The sequence below is a fragment of the Streptomyces sp. NPDC091376 genome, assembly GCF_044757085.1.
Lineage (GTDB): Bacteria > Actinomycetota > Actinomycetes > Streptomycetales > Streptomycetaceae > Streptomyces > Streptomyces pratisoli.
This window is the reverse complement of the sequence record NZ_JBIVUF010000010.1, coordinates 182,560-202,142: the sequence shown is the minus strand read 5'-3', so window position 1 is coordinate 202,142 and position 19,583 is coordinate 182,560. Positions and strand designations below refer to the sequence as shown.

Annotated in this window: 21 protein-coding genes and 1 tRNA gene; 15 read left to right on the top strand and 7 right to left on the bottom strand. The window is 70.7% G+C overall.

Annotated elements, in window-relative coordinates; genetic code table 11:
• Positions 1–137 precede the first annotated feature (137 nt).
• A complete protein-coding gene (locus ACIQMR_RS22665) occupies positions 138–1,469 on the bottom strand; it encodes a nicotinate phosphoribosyltransferase (protein ID WP_401390322.1) in 1,332 nt (443 codons plus the stop codon).
• 175 nt (positions 1,470–1,644) lie between these two features.
• Here ACIQMR_RS22665 and clpS point away from each other — a divergent pair, with 175 nt between their 5' ends.
• The 3 genes from clpS to ACIQMR_RS22650 all read left to right on the top strand — a co-directional run bounded on the left by clpS (position 1,645) and on the right by ACIQMR_RS22650 (position 4,319).
• The gene (clpS, locus tag ACIQMR_RS22660) at positions 1,645–1,956 is read left to right on the top strand and encodes an ATP-dependent Clp protease adapter ClpS (protein ID WP_266373792.1); all 312 of its coding nucleotides are present in this window, start codon (positions 1,645–1,647) and stop codon (positions 1,954–1,956) included.
• Positions 1,956–2,552 carry a DUF2017 domain-containing protein gene (locus ACIQMR_RS22655; protein WP_401390066.1) on the top strand — a complete coding sequence of 199 codons (597 nt, stop codon included), beginning with the start codon at positions 1,956–1,958 and terminating at the stop codon, positions 2,550–2,552. Before clpS ends, ACIQMR_RS22655 begins: the two co-directional genes overlap by 1 nt.
• Before the next feature lie 321 nt (positions 2,553–2,873).
• Positions 2,874–4,319: an amino acid permease gene (locus ACIQMR_RS22650; protein WP_401390063.1), complete on the top strand. Its 1,446-nt coding sequence runs from the start codon at positions 2,874–2,876 to the stop codon at positions 4,317–4,319.
• A gap of 90 nt (positions 4,320–4,409) precedes the next feature.
• Here the strand turns inward: ACIQMR_RS22650 and ACIQMR_RS22645 are convergent, their stop codons facing one another.
• The gene (locus ACIQMR_RS22645) at positions 4,410–5,096 is read right to left on the bottom strand and encodes a DUF2993 domain-containing protein (RefSeq protein ID WP_401390060.1); all 687 of its coding nucleotides are present in this window, start codon (positions 5,094–5,096) and stop codon (positions 4,410–4,412) included.
• Positions 5,093–7,327, bottom strand: coding sequence for an MMPL family transporter (locus ACIQMR_RS22640; protein ID WP_401390057.1), 2,235 nt, complete (start codon positions 7,325–7,327; stop codon positions 5,093–5,095). The genes ACIQMR_RS22645 and ACIQMR_RS22640 overlap by 4 nt, the downstream gene beginning before the upstream one ends.
• 132 nt (positions 7,328–7,459) lie before the next feature.
• Between ACIQMR_RS22640 and ACIQMR_RS22635 the strand changes: the two genes are divergently transcribed.
• The 5 genes from ACIQMR_RS22635 to ACIQMR_RS22615 all read left to right on the top strand — a co-directional run bounded on the left by ACIQMR_RS22635 (position 7,460) and on the right by ACIQMR_RS22615 (position 10,266).
• Positions 7,460–8,122 carry a TetR/AcrR family transcriptional regulator gene (locus tag ACIQMR_RS22635; protein ID WP_401390054.1) on the top strand — a complete coding sequence of 221 codons (663 nt, stop codon included), beginning with the start codon at positions 7,460–7,462 and terminating at the stop codon, positions 8,120–8,122.
• 145 nt (positions 8,123–8,267) lie between these two features.
• Positions 8,268–8,690 (top strand): M67 family metallopeptidase, encoded by a 423-nt coding sequence (locus ACIQMR_RS22630; RefSeq protein ID WP_266373801.1) that lies wholly within the window; start codon positions 8,268–8,270, stop codon positions 8,688–8,690.
• A gap of 102 nt (positions 8,691–8,792) precedes the next feature.
• Positions 8,793–8,918: a putative leader peptide gene (locus ACIQMR_RS22625; RefSeq protein ID WP_401390050.1), complete on the top strand. Its 126-nt coding sequence runs from the start codon at positions 8,793–8,795 to the stop codon at positions 8,916–8,918.
• Between the two features lie 103 nt (positions 8,919–9,021).
• Positions 9,022–9,300 (top strand): MoaD/ThiS family protein, encoded by a 279-nt coding sequence (locus tag ACIQMR_RS22620; RefSeq protein WP_266373802.1) that lies wholly within the window; start codon positions 9,022–9,024, stop codon positions 9,298–9,300.
• 15 nt (positions 9,301–9,315) lie between these two features.
• The gene (locus ACIQMR_RS22615) at positions 9,316–10,266 is read left to right on the top strand and encodes a PLP-dependent cysteine synthase family protein (protein WP_401390047.1); all 951 of its coding nucleotides are present in this window, start codon (positions 9,316–9,318) and stop codon (positions 10,264–10,266) included.
• A 114-nt stretch (positions 10,267–10,380) separates the two neighbouring features.
• Here ACIQMR_RS22615 and ACIQMR_RS22610 read toward each other — a convergent pair whose 3' ends face one another.
• Positions 10,381–10,863, bottom strand: coding sequence for a type II toxin-antitoxin system PemK/MazF family toxin (locus ACIQMR_RS22610; RefSeq protein WP_401390044.1), 483 nt, complete (start codon positions 10,861–10,863; stop codon positions 10,381–10,383).
• A 244-nt stretch (positions 10,864–11,107) separates the two neighbouring features.
• On the opposite strand from ACIQMR_RS22610, the gene ACIQMR_RS22605 reads away from it, so the two are divergent.
• From ACIQMR_RS22605 to ACIQMR_RS22595, 3 genes are all read left to right on the top strand, one after another.
• The gene (locus tag ACIQMR_RS22605; protein ID WP_401390041.1) at positions 11,108–11,860 is read left to right on the top strand and encodes an MBL fold metallo-hydrolase; all 753 of its coding nucleotides are present in this window, start codon (positions 11,108–11,110) and stop codon (positions 11,858–11,860) included.
• A gap of 127 nt (positions 11,861–11,987) precedes the next feature.
• Entirely contained in the window at positions 11,988–13,514 is a 1,527-nt protein-coding gene (locus ACIQMR_RS22600; RefSeq protein WP_401390038.1) for an APC family permease, read from the top strand.
• A gap of 1 nt (position 13,515) precedes the next feature.
• On the top strand, positions 13,516–13,932 hold the full coding sequence (locus ACIQMR_RS22595) for a universal stress protein (protein ID WP_358669327.1): 417 nt from the start codon (positions 13,516–13,518) through the stop codon (positions 13,930–13,932).
• Positions 13,933–14,047: 115 nt separating this feature from the next.
• On the opposite strand, the gene ACIQMR_RS22590 is transcribed toward ACIQMR_RS22595, so the two are convergent.
• On the bottom strand, positions 14,048–15,316 hold the full coding sequence (locus ACIQMR_RS22590; RefSeq protein ID WP_401390035.1) for a PTS transporter subunit EIIC: 1,269 nt from the start codon (positions 15,314–15,316) through the stop codon (positions 14,048–14,050).
• A gap of 287 nt (positions 15,317–15,603) precedes the next feature.
• Positions 15,604–16,899 (bottom strand): PTS transporter subunit EIIC, encoded by a 1,296-nt coding sequence (locus ACIQMR_RS22585; RefSeq protein ID WP_401390032.1) that lies wholly within the window; start codon positions 16,897–16,899, stop codon positions 15,604–15,606.
• Positions 16,900–17,132: 233 nt separating this feature from the next.
• Between ACIQMR_RS22585 and ACIQMR_RS22580 the strand changes: the two genes are divergently transcribed.
• From ACIQMR_RS22580 to rdgB, 4 genes are all read left to right on the top strand, one after another.
• Complete coding sequence (locus ACIQMR_RS22580; RefSeq protein WP_093660495.1) at positions 17,133–17,366, top strand: glucose PTS transporter subunit EIIB; 234 nt, start codon at positions 17,133–17,135, stop codon at positions 17,364–17,366.
• Between the two features lie 79 nt (positions 17,367–17,445).
• Positions 17,446–18,183 (top strand): ribonuclease PH, encoded by a 738-nt coding sequence (rph, locus tag ACIQMR_RS22575; protein WP_401390028.1) that lies wholly within the window; start codon positions 17,446–17,448, stop codon positions 18,181–18,183.
• Positions 18,184–18,312: 129 nt separating this feature from the next.
• Positions 18,313–18,690 carry a hypothetical protein gene (locus ACIQMR_RS22570; protein WP_401390025.1) on the top strand — a complete coding sequence of 126 codons (378 nt, stop codon included), beginning with the start codon at positions 18,313–18,315 and terminating at the stop codon, positions 18,688–18,690.
• A gap of 101 nt (positions 18,691–18,791) precedes the next feature.
• Positions 18,792–19,394 (top strand): RdgB/HAM1 family non-canonical purine NTP pyrophosphatase, encoded by a 603-nt coding sequence (gene rdgB, locus ACIQMR_RS22565; protein ID WP_401390022.1) that lies wholly within the window; start codon positions 18,792–18,794, stop codon positions 19,392–19,394.
• Positions 19,395–19,457: 63 nt separating this feature from the next.
• Here rdgB and ACIQMR_RS22560 read toward each other — a convergent pair.
• Positions 19,458–19,541: transfer RNA gene (locus ACIQMR_RS22560), tRNA-Leu, on the bottom strand.
• Positions 19,542–19,583: the final 42 nt, after the last annotated feature.

Below are 19,583 nucleotides of genomic sequence, written 5' to 3'. Positions count from 1 at the left end.
TTCGGGGAGGGGGGCGGTATGGGGGCGACGTTCTGAGGGTAGAGACTTCAACCGTCTTGTGGGAGGGGGCCCTTGCCCGTTGGCGACGCTGCCGTCGGCTCTCGGGTGCCCCGCGGATCACCTCGTGTTCACCCGGGTCACATCCGGTACTCCGTAGGGATCACCGGCTCACCACGGGACAGCTGCGTCGCGGACATCGGCAGTCCCGACCGCGCCGCGATGTGCCGTTCCCGCGCCGCGTCCAGCGGCTCACGGGCGACGACCTCGCCGCCCTTGACCAGCTCCACCAGCAGCTGCCGGTCCGCGAGCTCGTCGGGCACCGGTCCGGTGCCGAGCACCTCGGCCTCGGCGACGCCCTGCCCGTCGAGGCGGCGGGCGGCCCACTTGCGGCCCCCCACGGACAGTTTCCCGCCCGAGGACTTCTTCGCCACAGCGGTCAGCGGCGCCCCCGCATCGGCGGAGCCGGCCCGCGCGACCAGCTTGTAGACCATCGAGCAGGTCGGCTGCCCGCTGCCGGTGACCAGCTGCGTTCCGACGCCGTACGCGTCCACGGGCGCCGCGGCGAGCGAGGCGATCGCGTACTCGTCCAGGTCGGACGTCACGACGATCTTCGTGTCGTGCGCCCCCAGCTCGTCCAGCTGCTGCCGCACCCGGTGGGCCACCAGCAGCAGGTCGCCGGAGTCGATGCGCACGGCGCCGAGCTCCGGCCCGGCCACCTCGACGGCCGTACGGACGGCCTCGGCGACGTCGTAGGTGTCGACGAGCAGGGTCGTACCGCGTCCGAGCGAGTAGACCTGGGCCCGGAAGGCGTCACGCTCGGTGTCATGCAGAAGAGTGAACGCGTGGGCGCTGGTACCGACCGTCGGGATGCCGTAGCGGAAGCCGGCGGCGAGCACGGAGGTGGAGTCGAAGCCCCCGACGTACGCCGCGCGCGCGGAGGCGACCGCGGCGAGCTCGTGCGTGCGCCGCGCGCCCATCTCGATGAGCCGGCGTCCGCCGGCGGCGGAGGACATGCGGGAGGCGGCGGCGGCGATCGCCGAGTCGTGGTTGAGGATCGACAGGACCACGGTCTCCAGCAGCACGCACTCGGCGAAGGAGCCCTCGACGCGGAGGACCGGCGAGCCGGGGAAGTAGACCTCGCCCTCCGGGTAGCCCCAGATGTCGCCGCTGAAGCGGTAGTCGGACAGCCAGCGCAGCGTGGGCTCGTCGACGATTCGCCGGTCCCTGAGGAAGCGGAGCACGCCGTCGTCGAAGCGGAAGTTCTCCACGGCGTCCAGGACGCGCCCGATGCCGGCGGCGACTCCGTAGCGCCTGCCCTCGGGGAGCCGGCGGGTGAAGAGCTCGAAGACGGAGCGACGCTCCGCCGTACCGGCCTTCAGCGCCGCCTGGAGCATCGTGAACTCGTACTGGTCGGTGAAGAGCGCGGTCGACGGCACCTCCACGGGAAGACCCAGATCCGCAGTGCTCACCATGGTCAACCTCGAACTCTCGTCTCGGCCGCCGGCCGAGCCGGCCGGGGGTCCGGGGGCTGCCCCCCGGGAATCGCTGCCATACGAGCGATGCTAGCGCACATCTCGTCAGAGTGACGAGATGTCGGCGATTCGGCCGGGGTCGTTTATGCGACGGGGCCCCTCGGGTGGCAGCATGGGTGGAGTGACTGTGCCCCTAGAGATCGAAGAGACCCAGTCGGCCGAGGAGACCTTCGCCGTACCCGAGCCCGATGTCCCCTGGGTGACGATCGTCCACAACGATCCGGTCAATCTGATGAGCTACGTCACGTACGTCTTCCAGGCCTACTTCGGCTATCCCAAGGACAAGGCCCACAAACTGATGCTGGACGTCCACCACAAGGGCCGCGCGATCGTCTCCAGCGGCAGTCGCGAGGAAATGGAACGTGACGTGCAGGCGATGCACGGCTACGGGCTGTGGGCCACGCTCTCCCAGGAACGTCAGTGATGGCCGGACACTTCGAGGCGCTGCCGGGCGGCGGCGCGGCCGTCGCGCTCGACGAGGTCGAGATCTCCATCCTGCGCTCGCTCACCGTCCAGTTGCTGGAACTCATCGGCCCCGGCGACGAGCCGGCCCAGGGCGAGGACCCGCTCGCCGCGCTCTTCGCCGAGGGCCCGAGCGAGCCGCCGTCCGACCCGGCGCTGGCGCGTCTGTTCCCCGACGCGTACGGCGGCCCGGAGGCCGAGGACGGCGAGAGCGAGGAAGTCCGGGAGTTCTCCGCCGAGTTCCGCCGCTACACGGAGAACGACCTGCGCACCCGCAAGCGCGACGACGCGCTCGTGGTCGTCCGCAACCTCGACGCGCTGACCGCGACGGGGGAGGGCGGCGCCGTCCTCAAGCTCACCGCCGACGACTCGCTGCACTGGCTCGGCGCGCTCAACGACCTGCGGCTGACCATCGGCACCCGGCTGGAGGTCGCCGACGAGGACGAGGGCGGAGACCTCTACCGGCTGCCGGACTCCGATCCGCGCAAGCCGATGGTCATGGCGTACCTCTGGCTCGGCGCGCTCCAGGAGACGCTCGTCGAGACGCTGACCCCGTAGCGACACCGTCGCGCCCGGTGGTGTTCGCTCAACGGACGCTCAATTCCGGATAACGATCCCGTCACTCGGGCGCTCCGCTTTGCTGAGCCAAGGGGTTATTGTCCGGTTCTTCCTGTGCGGTGCGTCACATCGCCCTGGCTGGATCAATGTTGCGGGCGTGATAGATCTTCACGACCTGCCGGGGACGCCACCCATGTTCCCGGGGGCGCTCGGACCGGCAGATCGCCGGTGGCACTCCATCCATATCCGGGGGGATCAGGACCTGGTCCGCAGCCGCAGGCAGTCGGCGCGCGGGTCAGCATGGAGAAAGGCGCACCATCCATGACCTCAGCGCGGGTCGACAAGCATGACGGCAATGAGGCCGCGGGCATTTCGAGTGAGGGCTACGAGCGTGGGCTCGGGCCCCGCCAGGTCCAGATGATCGCCATCGGCGGCGCCATCGGCGTAGGTCTGTTCCTGGGCGCCGGCGCGAACATCGCGAAGGCCGGACCCAGCCTCATTCTCATGTACGCCCTCGCGGGCGTGATCATCTTCTTCATCATGCGAGCGCTCGGCGAGCTGCTCCTCTACCGGCCGGTCTCCGGCTCCTTCGCGGAGTACTCCCGGGAGTTCCTCGGCCCGTTCTTCGGCTATGTCACCGGCTGGACGTACTGGCTGATGTGGATCGTGACCGGCATGGCGGAACTCACCGCCGCCGCCATCTACATCAACTACTGGTTCCCCTCGGTCCCGCAGTGGGTCACGGCCCTGGTCTTCCTGGTCGTCCTCTACATCGCCAACCTGATCTCGGTGAAGCTGTTCGGCGAGATCGAGTTCTGGTTCTCGATGGTCAAGGTGACCGCGCTCATCGGCATGATCGTCATCGGTCTCGGCGTGCTGACCTTCGGCTTCAGCGCCGCGGGTGACACCGCCCAGGTCTCCAACCTGTGGGCCTTCGACGGCTTCTTCCCCAAGGGCATCGGCTCCAGCCTGATGACCCTGCAGGGCGTGATGTTCGCCTACCTCGCCGTCGAGCTGGTCGGCGTCACCGCCGGCGAGTCCGAGAACCCCGAGAAGACCCTGCCCAAGGCGATCAACTCGCTGCCCTGGCGCATCGCCCTCTTCTACGTCGGTGCCCTCACGGTCATCCTCTGCGTGGTCAAGTGGACGGAGTTCGCGCCCGGCGTGAGCCCCTTCGTCGCCGCGTTCGCCAAGATCGGCATCCCGGCCGGTGCGGCCATCGTCAACTTCGTCGTCCTCACCGCGGCCCTGTCGTCCTGCAACTCCGGCATGTACTCCACCGGCCGTATGCTGCGCGACCTGGCCTCCAACGGCGAGGCTCCGAAGGCGCTGGGCAAGCTCGCCGCGAGCAAGACCCCGGCCATCGGCATCACCGTCTCCGTCGCCCTCATGGGTATCGGCGTGCTGCTCAACTACGTCGTCCCGGAGAAGGCGTTCGGCTACGTCACCTCGGTGGCCACCGCGGCCGGTATCTGGACCTGGATGATGATCCTCATCAGCCACATCCGCTACCGCCGCGCGGTCGAGGCCGGCCGGCTGCCCGCCTCCTCCTTCCCGGCCCCCGGCGGCGCGGTCTGCAGCTGGATCGCCCTGGTGTTCCTGCTCTTCGTGACCTGCCTGATCGCGTACGACCCGGACTCCCGCGTGAGCCTGTACGTCGGCGCCGGCTGGGCCGTCGCGCTGGCCATCGGCTGGTTCGTCATGAAGTCCAAGAAGCCGCAGGGCCCCGCCGAGCCCGCCCGCGAGTACGCGGACGCCGCCAAGTAGCGGCACGCTCCCCTCGCACCAGTCATCGGGCCATGCCGGGCTCTCCCGCCCGGCATGGCCCGATGTGCGTCCCCGGTCGCGGGACACGGCTCAGGTGAACCGCACGCCGTCCGCGCGGGCGTGGAGCGTTACCCCGGCGTCGCCGACCGAGACGCCGGTGGGGGTGAGCCCGCCGGGCAGCTCCGGCACCGTGCGCTCCCGGCCGCTGAAGGCCGCGGAGATACGGGGCCCCGCCGGGTCCACCGGACGGCCCGCGAACGAGGCGGCGACGGGCACCACGGTGACGGTGCGCCCGGCCAGGCGCACCTCGGCGACGACGGTCAGCGGCAGGCCGAGGACATCACGGTCGATGCGAAGGCGCCCCTCCTCGTCCGCGGAGAACGAGGCTCCCTCGCCCAGGTCGTCACCGAAGGAGCCGAAGGGCGCGGTGAACCGCGCCTCGGCGGTGGCGGCCGTGTACGCGCCCGCCCGCTCGGAGACCTCGCGCAGCTCCAGCGACGCCTGCACGGTCCGCCCTTCCCGGGTCACGGCGTCGGCCCGTACCGCCACCCGTGGAAGGGTTCCCTCCGCGGCTGCCGGCAGGAACGGGAAGGCGTCGATGCTCACCTGCGGGGTGCCGACCAGGGCGCTCTGCCGTCCCGCGATCCGCTCGGCGATCCGCTCCTCGGCGACCGCGGCGGCGATCCGGTCGGCGACGGGCAGCGCGGCGAGTACGGCGGCCGCGGCGAGCATGACCCGCAGCAGCCTCCGACGGCCGGCGGCAGGACGCCGGATCATGACGCCCCCCGGGTGCCGGTGAGGGCGGTGCCACCGGCCGGGGCGGCGGGCGGGGACGCGTCGTCATGGCCGTCGTCCTCGATGGCCAGATGCGGCAGCAGCCGGTCCAGCCGGGCGGGCAGCCACCAGTTGGCGCGGCCGAGCAGCACCATCGTGGACGGTACGAGCACGCCGCGCACGACGGTGGCGTCGAGCGCGACGGCCGTGGCCAGACCGATGCCGAACATCTTCACCACGGGGTCGTCGGACAGCAGGTAGCCGAGGAAGACGCTGACCATGATCAGCGCGGCGGAGGTGATGATCCGTCCCGTTCCGGCCAGCCCGGCGACCACCGCCCGCCGGTTGTCCCCGTCACGCAGGTAGGCCGCGCGGACCGCGCTGAGCAGGAAGACCTCGTAGTCCATGGAGAGACCGAACAGCACGGCGAACATCAGCAGCGGGACGTATCCGGGGATCTGCACGGGCCCTTCGAGCCCGATGAGGGTCGCGCCCCAGCCCCACTGGAAGACCGCGGTCAGCACACCGTACGAGGCGGCGACCGCGACCAGGTTCATCAGCGCGGCCGTCACCGCGACGACCAGGGAGCGGAAGGCCACCAGCAGGAGCAGCGCGGCGACGGCGAGGACGAAGCCGACGACCAGCGGCATCCGTCGGGTCAGCCGGTCGTTCAGGTCGGCCTGGGCGGCCGTGGCCCCGCCCACATGGGTCACCTGACCGGTGCCGGCGGTCGCCTCGGGCAGCGTCTCGTTCCTCAGCTCGCGTACGAGCGCGGTGGTGGCCGGGTCCGCGGGCGCGGTGGTGGGAGTGACCTGCCAGCGCGCATGAGTGCCGTCGGCGGACAGCTGCGCGGGCCCGACGGACGCGACGCCAGGGGTGCCGCGCAGGGCGGCGGTGACGTCCGTGACCAGGGCGTCCTTGGGGCCGGACACCGGGGCGGGCAGCGTGGACACGACCTGCAGCGGGCCGTTGGCGCCGGGACCGAAGGCGTCGGCGAGCCGGTCGTACGCGATGCGGCTCGCCGTCCCGGCGGCCTTGTCGCCGGCGTCGAGCTGACCGAACGTCAACTGTGCGGCGGGGGCGGCGAGCACGCCGATCAGCGCGAGCGCGGCGATCAGGAAGCGCCACGGCCGTGCGGCGACGGACGCGGCGATCCGGCCCCAGCCGGCCGGCCGTGCCCGGGCGGCGGTCGTTGACGCCTCGCTCGTGGCCCCGGTCGCGCGGACCTTGGGCGTGAGCCGCCGCCCGAGCAGCGAGAGCACCGCGGGCAGCAGTGTGAGCGTGGCCGCCATGGCGACGAGCACGGCGATGCCCGGGGCCAGCGCCAGCGCGTGGAGCAGGGGCAGACCGCCCAGCGCGAGCCCGGCGAGGGCGGCGATGACCGCGCTGCCCGCGAACACGACGGCCTTGCCGGAGCCTGCCGTGGTGCGCGCGGCGGCGTCCTCGGGGCTCATGCCGCCCGCCCGGAGTTCACGGAACCTGGTCAGGCAGAAGAGCGTGTAGTCGATGCCCACGCCGAGGCCGATCATCGCCGCGATGGTCGTGCCCGAGGACGGCATGTCCATCAGATGGCCCGCCAGCCCGATCGCGCACAGGGAGACGGCCAGACCGACGACTCCCGTGAGCAGCGGGACCCCGGCCGCGACCAGGCTGCCGAAGCCCACGGCGAGGATGACGAAGGCGGCGGCGAGCCCGATGATCTCGCTGTGGCCGGTGGAGCCCTTGTCCGCGGCGGCGGCGAGGTCGCCGCCGGGGGTCACCTCGATCCCGGCCCTGGTTGCCGGGGCTGCCGCGTCCGTGATGCTCCGGGTGGTTTCGGGGGTGATGTCCCAGCCGGTGACGTCGAGTTCGACCGTGAGCCGGCCGGTGCTGCCGTCCGCGCCGAGGCCGCCACCGCCCGCCGTCTCGTAGGGCGTGGTGACGGCCACGACGTGATCCACCTCCGCGACGGCGCGGGCGGCCTCCTCCACCGCCTTCCGCTGCCCGGCCGCGGTGAGTGGCTCGGCATCCGCCGGTGCGTACAGGACGACGGGCTGGCGGCCGGACGCCGCGTCGTCGAAGGCCTCGGCGGCGTCGCGGGCGGCCTGGCTGTCGCTGCCGGGGATGGTCACGGCCTCGGTGGTGATCTTCCCGAAGGCCCCCAAGGCGGCGCCCAGGGCGATGAGCAGCAGCAGCCAGGCGGCGACGGTCCGCTTGGGTCTGCGGGCGCACCAGCGCCCTACGGACAGGAGCATCGGATGAGCGGACCTCTCGTGCGGCGAAAGTTATTGCACTCGGCGTGCAATCGGCACAGTTGCATCGGGAGTGCAACAATGTCAACGCCGCGATGAACGCACAGGACGGACCGAGGGACGGGAGGTGGCGCCGTGAAGCAGTCGCACCCACAGGCCGAACGCGCCCGGGGCGGAGCGCCGGACGGCCGTACCGAGCGCGGGCGGCAGACCCGCGAGAAGATCGCCGACGCGATGCTCTCCCTGCTGGACGAGGGGGAGACCCAGTTCCCCGCCGACCGCGTCGCCGAGCGCGCCGGGGTGTCCCGGCGCCTGGTCTTCCACCACTTCGCCGACATGGCCCAGCTCCAGGACACCGCCATCGCCCGGCGCCTGGACCAGCTGGCCGCACAGATCCAGCCGCTGCCGACGGACGGACCGCGGGAGGCGCGGGTCGCGGCGCTCGTCGAGCAGCGCGCCCGCGTCCTGGAGTGGGTCACTCCGTCACGGCGGACGATGATGCGGATCGAGCGGCCCTCCGAGCGGGTCGAGGAAGCCGTCCGGCACGTGATGGACTTCGCCCGCCGGCGGCTGGCCGACGTCTTCGCCGTGGAACTCGACCGGCTGCCCGGGGAGCGCAGGAACGACCTGCTCAACGGGCTGGACGCGGTGACCACATGGGGCGCCTGGTACCACTGGCGCAGCAGCGGCCTGGACACGCAGGCCGCCCGCCGTGCGATGGAGACCACCGTGCACGCGCTGCTCGCCGCGACCGACCGGCCGACCGACCGGCCGGACGACCGGCAGGAAGGCCGGTAGGACGACCGGTAGGAAGGGCGGCGCTACGACCGGCGGTACGACCGGCGGGGCAACCGTTAGGTCGACCTGCAGGGCGATCCGGCGTGATCTCACTCATTGGTCCCCGGATCTCAGATCCGCGCGCCGTCCGCCTATTCTCGTCATCATGCTGACCATCACCCAGGCCCTGTACGACCGGATCGTCGCCCACGCCCGCGAGGACCACCCCGACGAGGCCTGCGGCGTGGTCGCCGGACCGGTGGGCGAGGGCCGGCCCGAACGCTTCATCCCCATGCTCAACGCCGCGCGCTCGCCCACGTTCTACGAGTTCGACTCGACGGATCTGCTCAAGCTGTACCGGGAGATGGACGACCGCGACGAGGAACCGGTGATCATCTACCACTCCCACACCGCGACCGAGGCGTACCCCTCCCGCACCGACATCTCCTACGCCAACGAGCCCGGCGCCCACTACGTCCTGGTGTCCACGGCCGACGCGGACGACGCCGGCCCGTTCCAGTTCCGGTCCTTCCGGATCGTCGAGGGCGAGGTCACCGAGGAGGACGTCAAGGTCGTCGAGGCGTACTGAGAGCGGGTGTCGACGAGCCCGGCGTCCGCCAGTCGAACAGATCCCGTCCGCGATGCGAGATCACATGCCGGGAGCCGCACCGGGAATCGTTACGATGACCGCATGGTTTCGAACGACGTGAGCGAGAAGACGCCGGGCACCCCGCTGCTCGTGGCGCGGCTGCACGTCGACCTGTGCCGACTCGCCAGCGCCATCTGTACGTGCTGCGCGGACCGCCGTACGGCCTGACCACGGCTCCCGAGCGCACCAGCCCGCACCAGCCCCTGCGCGGGGGCCGAGCCGCGCGCCCCTCACGCAACGCCCTACGTCTCTCCCGACAGGAGCCCATGCCATGGCCATCGAGGTCCGCATCCCGACCATCCTCCGCACCTACACCGACGGCGCCAAGGCCGTCGAAGGCAGCGGGGACACGCTCGCCGAGCTGTTCGCCGACCTCGAGACCCGGCACGCCGGAATCCAGGCCCGCATCGTCGACGGGGACCAGCTGCGCCGCTTCGTGAACGTCTACCTGAACGACGAGGACGTCCGCTTCCTCGACGGCATCTCCACCAAGCTGTCCGACGGTGACAGCGTCACGATCCTGCCGGCCGTGGCCGGCGGCATGGCCTGATCGGCCCGGCTCCCGATGCGCTACGACTCCCCGCTCGCCGCGGTCGGCAACACGCCGCTCGTCCGGCTGCCCCGGCTGTCCCCCTCCGAGGACGTCCGTATCTGGGCCAAGCTGGAGGACCGCAACCCGACCGGCTCGGTCAAGGACCGCCCCGCGCTCCACATGATCGAGCAGGCGGAGAAGGACGGCCGCCTCACGCCCGGCTGCACGATCCTGGAGCCGACCAGCGGCAACACCGGGATCTCACTGGCGATGGCGGCCAAGCTCAAGGGCTACCGCATCGTCTGCGTCATGCCGGAGAACACGAGCGAGGAGCGTCGGCAGCTCCTCGCGATGTGGGGCGCCGAGATCATCTCGTCCCCGGCCGCGGGCGGCTCCAACACGGCGGTGCGCGTGGCCAAGGAACTCGCCGCCGAGCACCCGTCCTGGGTGATGCTGTACCAGTACGGCAACCCGGACAACGCGGGCGCCCACTACGCCACCACCGGCCCCGAGATCCTCGCCGACCTGCCGTCCGTCACGCACTTCGTCGCGGGCCTCGGCACGACCGGCACCCTCATGGGCGTCGGCCGCTTCCTCCGCGAGCACAAGCCGGACGTGAAGATCGTCGCCGCGGAGCCGCGCTACGACGACCTCGTGTACGGGCTGAGGAACCTCGACGAGGGCTTCGTTCCCGAGCTGTACGACGCCTCCGTACTCACCACCCGCTTCTCGGTCGGATCGGCCGACGCGGTCACCCGCACCCGTGAGCTCCTCCAGCAGGAGGGCATCTTCGCGGGCGTCTCGACGGGCGCGGCGCTGCACGCGGCGATCGGCGTCGGCAAGAAGGCGGTCACGGCGGGGGAGCCGGCGGACATCGTCTTCGTCGTCGCCGACGGAGGCTGGAAGTACCTCTCGACGGGCGTCTACACCGCCCCGACCACCGAGGCGGCCATCGAAACCCTCCACGGCCAGCTCTGGGCCTGACTCGCCCGGTCCCGTCCCGGTCCGCCCCCGCGGGCGCGGCCCGGGACGGGGCGAGCGGGCGTGGGTTCGCGGCCGGACGGGACGGGACCCGTCACGGCGGGGGAAGGGGCGCCGTCACGGAGACAGGTGCCGGAGCTGGTCCCACAGCAGCGGGTCCACCACCCCGACCCGCCGCCTGAAGTCCCGTACGCGCACCTCACGCAACTCGTCCGTCTCCAGGAAACTCGCGCGCCCCTGCGCATCGCCCACCGTGCCCGGCGGCAGCGGAATCACGCCCGGCCGTTCGTCGTGGTAACGGCTGGTGATCTTGGCGACGCGCGCCGCGCCACCGTGCACGGCCAGGACGAGACAGGGCCGGTCCTTGGAGCCCGGGCCGTCCTCGTAGGGAACGTCCGCCCACCAGATCTCGCCCGGCTGCGGCCGCCGCGCCGGCCCCGGCCGCGCACCCCGCTCCGCGGGCCTTCCCGGCGGTCTGCCCGGCGCCCTCCCCGGCCGCGTGCGCGGCCCGACCCGGCCGCCCGGCCGTACCCGCGTCACCGCGGCCACCAGCGCGACCACCACCACCGCGCCGAGCGCGAGCCACCAGGACGTGTCCATACCCCAGACGGTACCGGCGCGCATCCCGAGCCGCGCGCGCCGGGCACACGCCCCCGCACCTCGTCCTATCCGGTGACAGGGCAGGTGAGTTCCCCCACAACGGGTACCCGCAAAGGAGCGCCCGACCCTTTCGCGCCTTACGCTCGACGCACCGCACGAGCTCCCCGGCGCACGCTTCGGCCAACCCCGTTCCCCACCCACGTTCCCCGTCCACCGGACGACCGTCCACGGAGGTTCAAGCTCCATGAAGCTCACCGTCGTCGGCTGCTCGGGGTCGTTCCCGTCCGCGGAATCGGCCTGCTCGAGCTACCTCGTAGAGGCCGACGGCTTCCGGCTGCTCCTCGACATGGGCAACGGCGCCCTCGGCGAGCTGCAGCGCCACATCGGTCTGTACGACCTGGACGCCATCTTCCTCAGTCATCTTCATGCGGACCACTGCATCGACATGTGCGGCTACTTCGTGGCCCGCTACTACCGCCACGACGGCGGTCGCGCCGACGCCATCCCGGTGTACGCGCCGGAGGGCGCGGAACAGCGCCTCACCACCGCCTACGCGGACACCCCCTCCGACAAGTCGATGGGCGAGGTCTTCGACTTCCACACGCTCAAGCCGGGCACCTTCCAGATCGGCCCGTTCACGGTCCGCACGGAGAAGGTCGCGCACCCCGTCGACACCTTCGGCATCCGCGTCGAGCACGGCGGCCGTTCCCTGACCTACTCAGGTGACACGGGTGTCTGCGACCCCCTGGTGGACCTCGCCGAGGGCACCGACCTCTTCCTCTGCGAGGCGGCCTTCACCCACGGCAAGGAAGACATCCCGGACCTCCACCTCAACGGCCGCGAGGCCGGCGCCCACGCCGCCCGCGCCGGTGTGGGGCGTCTCGTACTGACGCACATCCCGCCGTGGACGGACGCCGAGCGGAATCTGGCGGACGCCCGTGAGGTGTACGAAGGACCGGCCGAGCTGGCCGTCCCGGGCGCGGTCTACGAGCTCTGAGGTCTCCGCCGTCCACGAACTCCAGGGTCAGGGCGCAGGTACCGCGAGATCAACTCGGCAGGCCACCCACGGCGTGTCCCGCTAAAATCGCATAAAACCGACACATCGTCCTGACCTGCGAGGACACATGGCCGATGACGTCACGGACACCCGCCCGCCCCCACCCAGCTCCCATACCGGGGAAGGGCCGGGGGAACTGAAGCACAACGCGATCGGCTTCCTCGACGCGCTCGTCATCGGCATCAACTCGACCTCGCCCGCCTACTCCCTGGCCGCGGTCATCGGATCGGTCGTGGCGCTCGTCGGGGTCTACGCCCCCGGAGTGGTGCTCGCCTCGTTCGTGCCGATGCTGCTGATCGCATCGGCGTTCTTCTACCTCAACCGGGTCGACCAGGACTGCGGCACGACCTTCTCCTGGGTCACCCGCGCCATGGGCCCCTGGGCGGGCTGGATCGGCGGCTGGGCGATCATGATGACCGGTGTGCTCGTCGTCGGTTCACTCGCCGACGTCGCCGTCGGCTTCGGGCTCCTCACCGTCGGCCTCGACAGCTGGGCCACCAACGACGTCGTCCGCCCGCTGCTGACCGTCCTCCTCATCCTCGTCATGACCGCCATCTGCGTCATCGGCACCGAGGCGTCCGCCCATGTGCAGAACGTGCTCATCCTCGCGCAGATCGCGTCCCTGCTCGCCTTCGCGGTCGTCGCGATCCACCGCGTCTACGCCGGTACCAGTTCACTCCCCGCCGTCGAACCCGAGATCGGATGGCTGAACCCGTTCGGGGCCGGAGGCGGGGCGCTCACCGCCGGCCTGCTGCTGGGCGTCTTCATGTACTGGGGCTGGGAGTCGGCGGTCAACCTCACCGAAGAGGTCAAGAACTCCGCCAGCGCCCCGGGCAGGGCCGGCATCTGGTCGACGATCATCCTGCTCGGCACGTACCTGTCGGTCTGCATCGCGGTCGTGGCCTTCGCCGGGCCCGCGTACCTCGCCAAGAACGCGACCGAGGAGGAGTTCATCTTCGCCTCGCTCGCCCGGCAGGTCATGGGCGGCTGGGACTGGCTCGTCCTCCTCGCGGTCTCGACGTCCGCCCTCGCCTCGACCCAGACGACGATCATCCCCGCGTCGCGCACCGGACTGTCCATGGCCCGCCGCGGCGCGCTGCCGTCCGTCTTCGCCCGCATCCACCCCCGCTTCCACACACCCCACGTGAGCACCTGGGCCGTCGCCATCGTCGCCGCCGTCTGGTACCTCGTCGTCAGCCGGATCAGCGAGAACGCCCTCCTCGACTCGCTCACCGCCCTGTCGCTGCTCATCGCGTTCTACTACGCGCTCACCGGCATCGCCTGCGCCGTCTACTACCGCCGCCATCTGACCGAGAGCGTGGGCAACCTCGTCCTCATCGGAATGGGCCCGCTCGTCGGTGCCGTGCTGCTGCTGTGGCTGCTGGTGGAGGCCGTCATCCACATGTCCGACCCGGCGAACTCCTACAGCGGCGTCTCGTGGCTCGGGCTCGCCCCGCCGCTCGTCATCGGCATCTTCATCGTGATCATGGGGCTGGTCTTCATGGTCGCGCGGCGCCTGACGAGCGACCGGTACTGGCAGGAACGCCCAGGCGTGTGCGACCCGGACCTCGTGCGCCGCACCAAGGAGCCCTGAGATGGCGGTCGTTCTGGGCTACGACGAGTCACCGGGCTCACTGCGCGCCCTGCGGGTCGCGATCGAGGTGTCCGCGGCCTTCGGCGAGCCGCTCGTGGTGGTCTTCGGCGCGGCGCCGCCGGGCGCGCAGGGCGAGGAGTACCGCGCCCACCTCGACGCCGTCCGCCAGACCGGCCGCGTCGCGCTCGCGCACGCGGTGGCGGAAGCCGACGACGCGGGCGTACCCACGGCGGTCGAGGTCCTCGACGAGAAGCCGGCGGAGGCTCTGCTGGACGCGGCCGCCCGCCATGACGCCCGGGTCATCGTCGTCGGCAGCTACGGTGAGAGCCCACTGCGCGGAGCCCTCCTCGGCTCCACCCCGCACAAACTGCTGCACCTGTCGAGGGTTCCGGTGCTGTGCGTCCCGGCCGGGGACTGACCACGGCAAGGGCGTCCCGGCCGGCAACCGACCACGGCGGAACACCGGGCACGGCAGGAGCCCCCGCCTTCCTGCTCGGAAGACGGGGGCTCCGGCGCGGCTGCCGTGGGCGGGCCTACTTGGCCTCGGCCTTCTCGAGCTCGGCCAGTTCCTCATCGCTCTCCCGGCCGGGTGTCGGGAGGTTGAACTTGGTGATCGCGAAGCGGAAGAGCACGTAGTAGACCGCGGCGAAGCAGAGGCCGACCAGCGCCAGGCCCCACGGGTTCGACGCGATACCCAGGTTGAGGAAGAAGTCGACCGCGCCGGCGGAGAAGCCGAAGCCGTCCTTCATGCCGAGGGACCAGGTCAGCGCCATGGAGACACCGGTCAGCACCGCGTGGATCGCGTACAGCACCGGGGCGATGAACATGAAGGTGAACTCGATCGGCTCGGTCACACCGGTGACGAAGGAGGTCAGCGCGAGGGAGAACATCATGCCGCCGACGACCTTGCGGCGCTCCGGGCGGGCGCAGTGCACGATCGCGAGGCAGGCCGCCGGGAGGGCGAACATCATGATCGGGAAGAAGCCGGTCATGAACTGTCCGGCCGACGGGTCACCGGCCAGGAAGCGGGCGATGTCACCGCTCTTGCCCTCGTAGGAACCGGCCTGGAACCACGGGAAGGAGTTCAGCAGGTGGTGCATGCCGACCGGGATCAGCGCACGGTTGGCCACACCGAAGATGCCCGCGCCCACGGCGCCGGAGTTGACGAGGCTCTCACCGAACGAGTGCAGACCGGAGCCGAGCCACGGCCAGATCAGGCCGAAGACGATGCCGGCGATCAGACCGGCGAACGAGGCGAGGATCGGGACCAGCCGGCGACCGCCGAAGAAGCCCGCCCAGGCGGGCAGCTTGGTGCGGTAGAACCGCTGGTAGAGCAGCGCCACGATGATGCCCATCACCACGCCGCCGAGGACCTTGGCGTCCACGGCCTGCTCGACCATGACGATCTTGCCGTCGACGATGGCTTCCTTCTTGGGCAGGCTGCTGTCCGTGAAGGTGCCGAGCACGCTCTTGAAGACCAGGTAACCGACGACGGCGGCCAGCGCGGTCGAGCCGTCCGACTTCTTCGCGAAGCCGATCGCGATGCCGACGGCGAACAGCAGCGCCATGTTGTCGAGGAGTGCGCCACCACCGGCCGACATGTACCCGGCTATCTCGGTGATGAAGGTCGGGAACGACTCCTTGCCGAGCATGTCGGGCTGGCCGAAGCGCACCAGAAGCGCGGCGGCGGGCAGCACCGCGACCGGCAGCATGAGGCTGCGGCCGATGCGCTGCATCACTGCCATCGCGCCCGCGCCCGTCTTCTTCTTCTGCGCCTCGGGGGCGGCGCTGGCCGTGGTCACAACTTCCTCCAGTGGGCAAGGCGCCGCCCGGAACCAGGGGAAGATGGGACGGCGGCGTCTCAGGGGGGAACGCGGTGGTCTGGACCGCGTGGTCTACACCAGTCAGAGGTGTAGACCTGTTGTAGCACGTGAGGGAAAGATAAGGAACCTGCGATTTCTGTGGCCTGGTTCATACCGGGCCAACAGCGACGGAACGCCCCCACCGCCCCCGGCTGCCTGATGGCGCCCCCGCCTACTCGATGCCCTCGCCCATGTGGTGACGCCCCGACTACGTGGCGACGCCCCGCCTACTTGGTGACGTCGCGCTCCATCTCGTCACCGATCTCGTCCGGCTCACGCCCCGGCGTCATCAGGTTGAACGTGGTGATCGCGAACCGGAAGATCACGTAGTACACCGCCGCGAAGCACAGCCCGATCGGGACGATCAGCCACGGTTTCGTCGCCAGGCCCCAGTTGATCACGTAGTCGATGAGCCCCGCCGAGAAGGTGAAGCCGTCCTTGACGCCGAGCCCCCAGGTCACCGCCATCGACACACCCGTCAGCAGCGCGTGGACCGCGTACAGCACCGGGGCGATGAACATGAACGAGTACTCGAGCGGCTCCGTGATACCCGTGACGAACGACGTCAGCGCCGCCGACATCATCAACCCGCCCACCTCCGCCCGGCGGTGCGGCTTCGCACAGTGCGTGATCGCCAGCGCCGCGGCCGGCAGGGCGAACATCATGATGGGGAAGAAGCCCGTGGTGAACAGGCCCGCGTGCGGGTCACCCGCCAGGAACATGTTGATGTCGCCGTGCACCACCGTGCCGTCGGGCTTGGTGTACGTACCGAACTGGAACCACAGCGGCACGTTCAGGAACTGGTGCAGCCCGATCACCAGCAGCGCCCGGTTCGCCACCCCGAAGATCGCCGCACCCCAGGCACCCAGGGCCGACAGCCAGTCGCTGAAGTTCTCCAGCCCCTGGCCGATCGGCGGCCAGACCCACAGGCACAGCGCCGCGAACGCGATCGCGACGAACGACATGATGATCGGCACCAGCCGGCGGCCGTTGAAGAAGCCCAGCCAGTCCACCAGCCTGGTGCGGTGGTACCGCTGCCAGAAGTACGCCGCCAGCAGGCCGATCACGATGCCGCCGAAGACGCCGGGGTTCTGGTACGTGAAGGCCTCGACCGATCCGTCGGCCGCCTGGCAGCCCGTGGCCACCGGGGTGGCCGGGTCGATGCACTCGTTCGGGAACTGCCGGATCACGCCGTAGTACACGAGGAAACCCGTCACGGCCGCGAGAGCCGTCGAGCCGTCCGCCTTCTTCGCCATACCGATCGCGACACCCACGCAGAACAGCAGGGGCAGCCCGAGGCCCGAGTCCAGCAACGCACCGCCGGCGCCCGCCATCACCTTCGCGACGTTGTCCCAGCCGAGCCCCTGAGCACCAAAGACGTCCGGCTGGCCGAGCCGGTTGAGAATGCCGGCCGCCGGCAGCACGGCGATGGGCAGCTGAAGACTGCGGCCCATCTTCTGCAGCCCCTGGAACGACTTGTTCCACCAGGTCTGCCACGGCGCGGCCGCGCTCTCGGTGCTCATCGGCGTCCTCCCGGAACTCGCCTGGTTTGGCAGGTGCCGCAGACTGGTGTAGACCAGTTCTCGTACGGCTGGGGACCAGTTGTCCCGCCGGTGATCGTCATCATTCGGTACGCAGCGGTCACCCGCCCATGAAGATGGGCCAACCGTGCATTACCGTGACGAAACCGGACCGATGGCGGGCCGAGGCAGCACCGGGCGCCCCGTACGGGCCTCATGAACGCAGGGAGAAGGACATGGCCAGCAAGGCTGAGAAGATCGTCGCCGGGCTCGGCGGTATCGACAACATCGAAGAGGTCGAAGGCTGCATCACCCGCCTCCGCACCGAAGTCGTGGACCCGAGCAAGGTCGACGAAGCCGCGCTGAAGGCCGCCGGCGCCCACGGCGTCGTCAAGATGGGCACCGCCATCCAGGTCGTCATCGGCACCGACGCCGACCCCATCGCCGCGGACATCGAAGACATGATGTGAGCCCTCTCCCCACTCACCCGTGAGGGGCCCCTCCCACACCGGGACGGGCCCCTCACGCACGGGCGGATAGGCTCACCACATGTCTCGAATCGACGGCCGCAACCCCGAACAGCTCCGCCCGGTCACCATCGACCGCGGATGGAGCAAGCACGCCGAGGGCTCCGTCCTCATCGCCTTCGGCGACACCAAGGTCTTCTGCACCGCCTCTGTCACCGAAGGCGTCCCGCGCTGGCGCAAGGGCAGCGGCGAAGGCTGGGTCACCGCCGAGTACTCGATGCTGCCGCGCTCCACCAACACCCGCGGCGACCGCGAATCCGTCCGCGGCAAGATCGGCGGCCGCACCCACGAGATCTCCCGCCTCATCGGCCGCTCCCTGCGCGCCGTCATCGACTACAAGGCCCTCGGCGAGAACACCATCGTCCTCGACTGCGACGTCCTCCAGGCCGACGGCGGCACCCGCACCGCCGCCATCACCGGCGCCTACGTCGCCCTCGCAGACGCCGTCGCCTGGGCCCAGAACAAGAAGCTCGTCAAAGCCGGCCGCAAGCCCCTCACCGGCACCGTCGCCGCCGTCTCCGTCGGCATCGTCGACGGCACCCCCCTCCTCGACCTCTGCTACGAGGAGGACGTCCGCGCCGAAACCGACATGAACGTCGTCTGCACCGGCGACGGCCGCTTCGTCGAGGTCCAGGGCACCGCCGAGGCCGAGCCCTTCGACCGCAAGGAGCTCAACGCGCTCCTCGACCTCGCCACCGGCGGCTGCGCCGACCTCGCCGCGCTCCAGACCGAGGCACTCGCCCAGACACTCGGCGAGTAAAGAAGCAACCAAGAACGCCACTGCCGGCGTCTCAGGCAGCACGGGCGTACGGGCCGAACCGTACTCCCCCTACGCCCTGCGGGCGTGGGGGGACCCCCACGCCCGCAACCCCAGGGAGGGACCGTTTTCATGCGCAGCCGCCGTATCGCACTCGCCGTCGTCACCGCCGTCGCGCTCACCGGAGCCGTCGGCTGCGGTGCCGTCGACAAGGCCCTGGACTGCGTCAAGACCGCCGACGCCATAGCCACCAGCGTCGACAGGCTCTCCCAGGCCGTCGGCACCGCGACCGACGACCCGACCCAGCTGACCGAGGCCCTCGACGACATCGACAAGGAACTCGGCAACCTCAAGGACACGACCGACAACGCCGACCTGTCCAAGGCCGTCGACGACCTCACCAAGGGCGTCGACAACGTCCGCACCTCCGTCGAGAACGGCGACGCCACCCCGGACATCAAGCCCGTCACCGACGCGGCCGCCGAACTCGGCAAGGTATGCACCTCGTAGCCAACGGGCCGACGGGCGGCGGGCGACCGGAGACGAGCGGCCTGCGGCGGTAGCCATCGGCCGGTGGCCGACCACGCGCCCCACGCGGAGATACTGGGCACATGACGCGCCTGATCCTCGCCACCCGCAACGCCGGAAAGATCACCGAACTCCACGCGATCCTCGCCGACGCAGGTCTGCCCCACGACCTCGTCGGCGCGGACGCGTACCCCGACATCCCCGACGTCAAGGAAACCGGCGTCACCTTCGCCGAGAACGCCCTCCTCAAGGCCCACGCCCTGGCCAAGGCCACCGGCCTCCCCGCCGTCGCCGACGACTCCGGCCTCTGCGTCGACGTCCTCGGCGGCGCCCCCGGCATCTTCTCCGCCCGCTGGTCCGGCACCCACGGCGACGACACCGCCAACCTCAACCTGCTCCTGGCCCAGCTCTCCGACATCTCCGACGACCACCGCGCCGCCCACTTCGCCTGCGCCGCCGCCCTCGCCCTCCCGGACGGCACGGAACGCGTCGTCGAGGGCCACCTCCGCGGCACGCTGCGCCACGCGCCGGTCGGCACGAACGGCTTCGGCTACGACCCGATCCTCCAGCCGGAGGGCCACGAGGTGACGTGCGCGCAACTGACGCCGGAGGAGAAGAACGCGATCAGCCACCGGGGGAAGGCGTTCCGGGCGCTGGTGCCGGTGGTGCGGGAACTGCTGGGCTGACGGTGGGGAGCCCGAAAGCCCGGCCGCGAATTCCGCGGTCCGGGCTTTCGAATCTATGGTCTGTGCGGCCGGTGGGATTCGAACCCACACGGGATTTCTCCCACTGCGATCTAAACGCAGCTCGGCTGCCTGTTACGACACGGCCGCTGGCCCCGCCATCCTAACGGGCCGACGACTCTGCCGGTACGG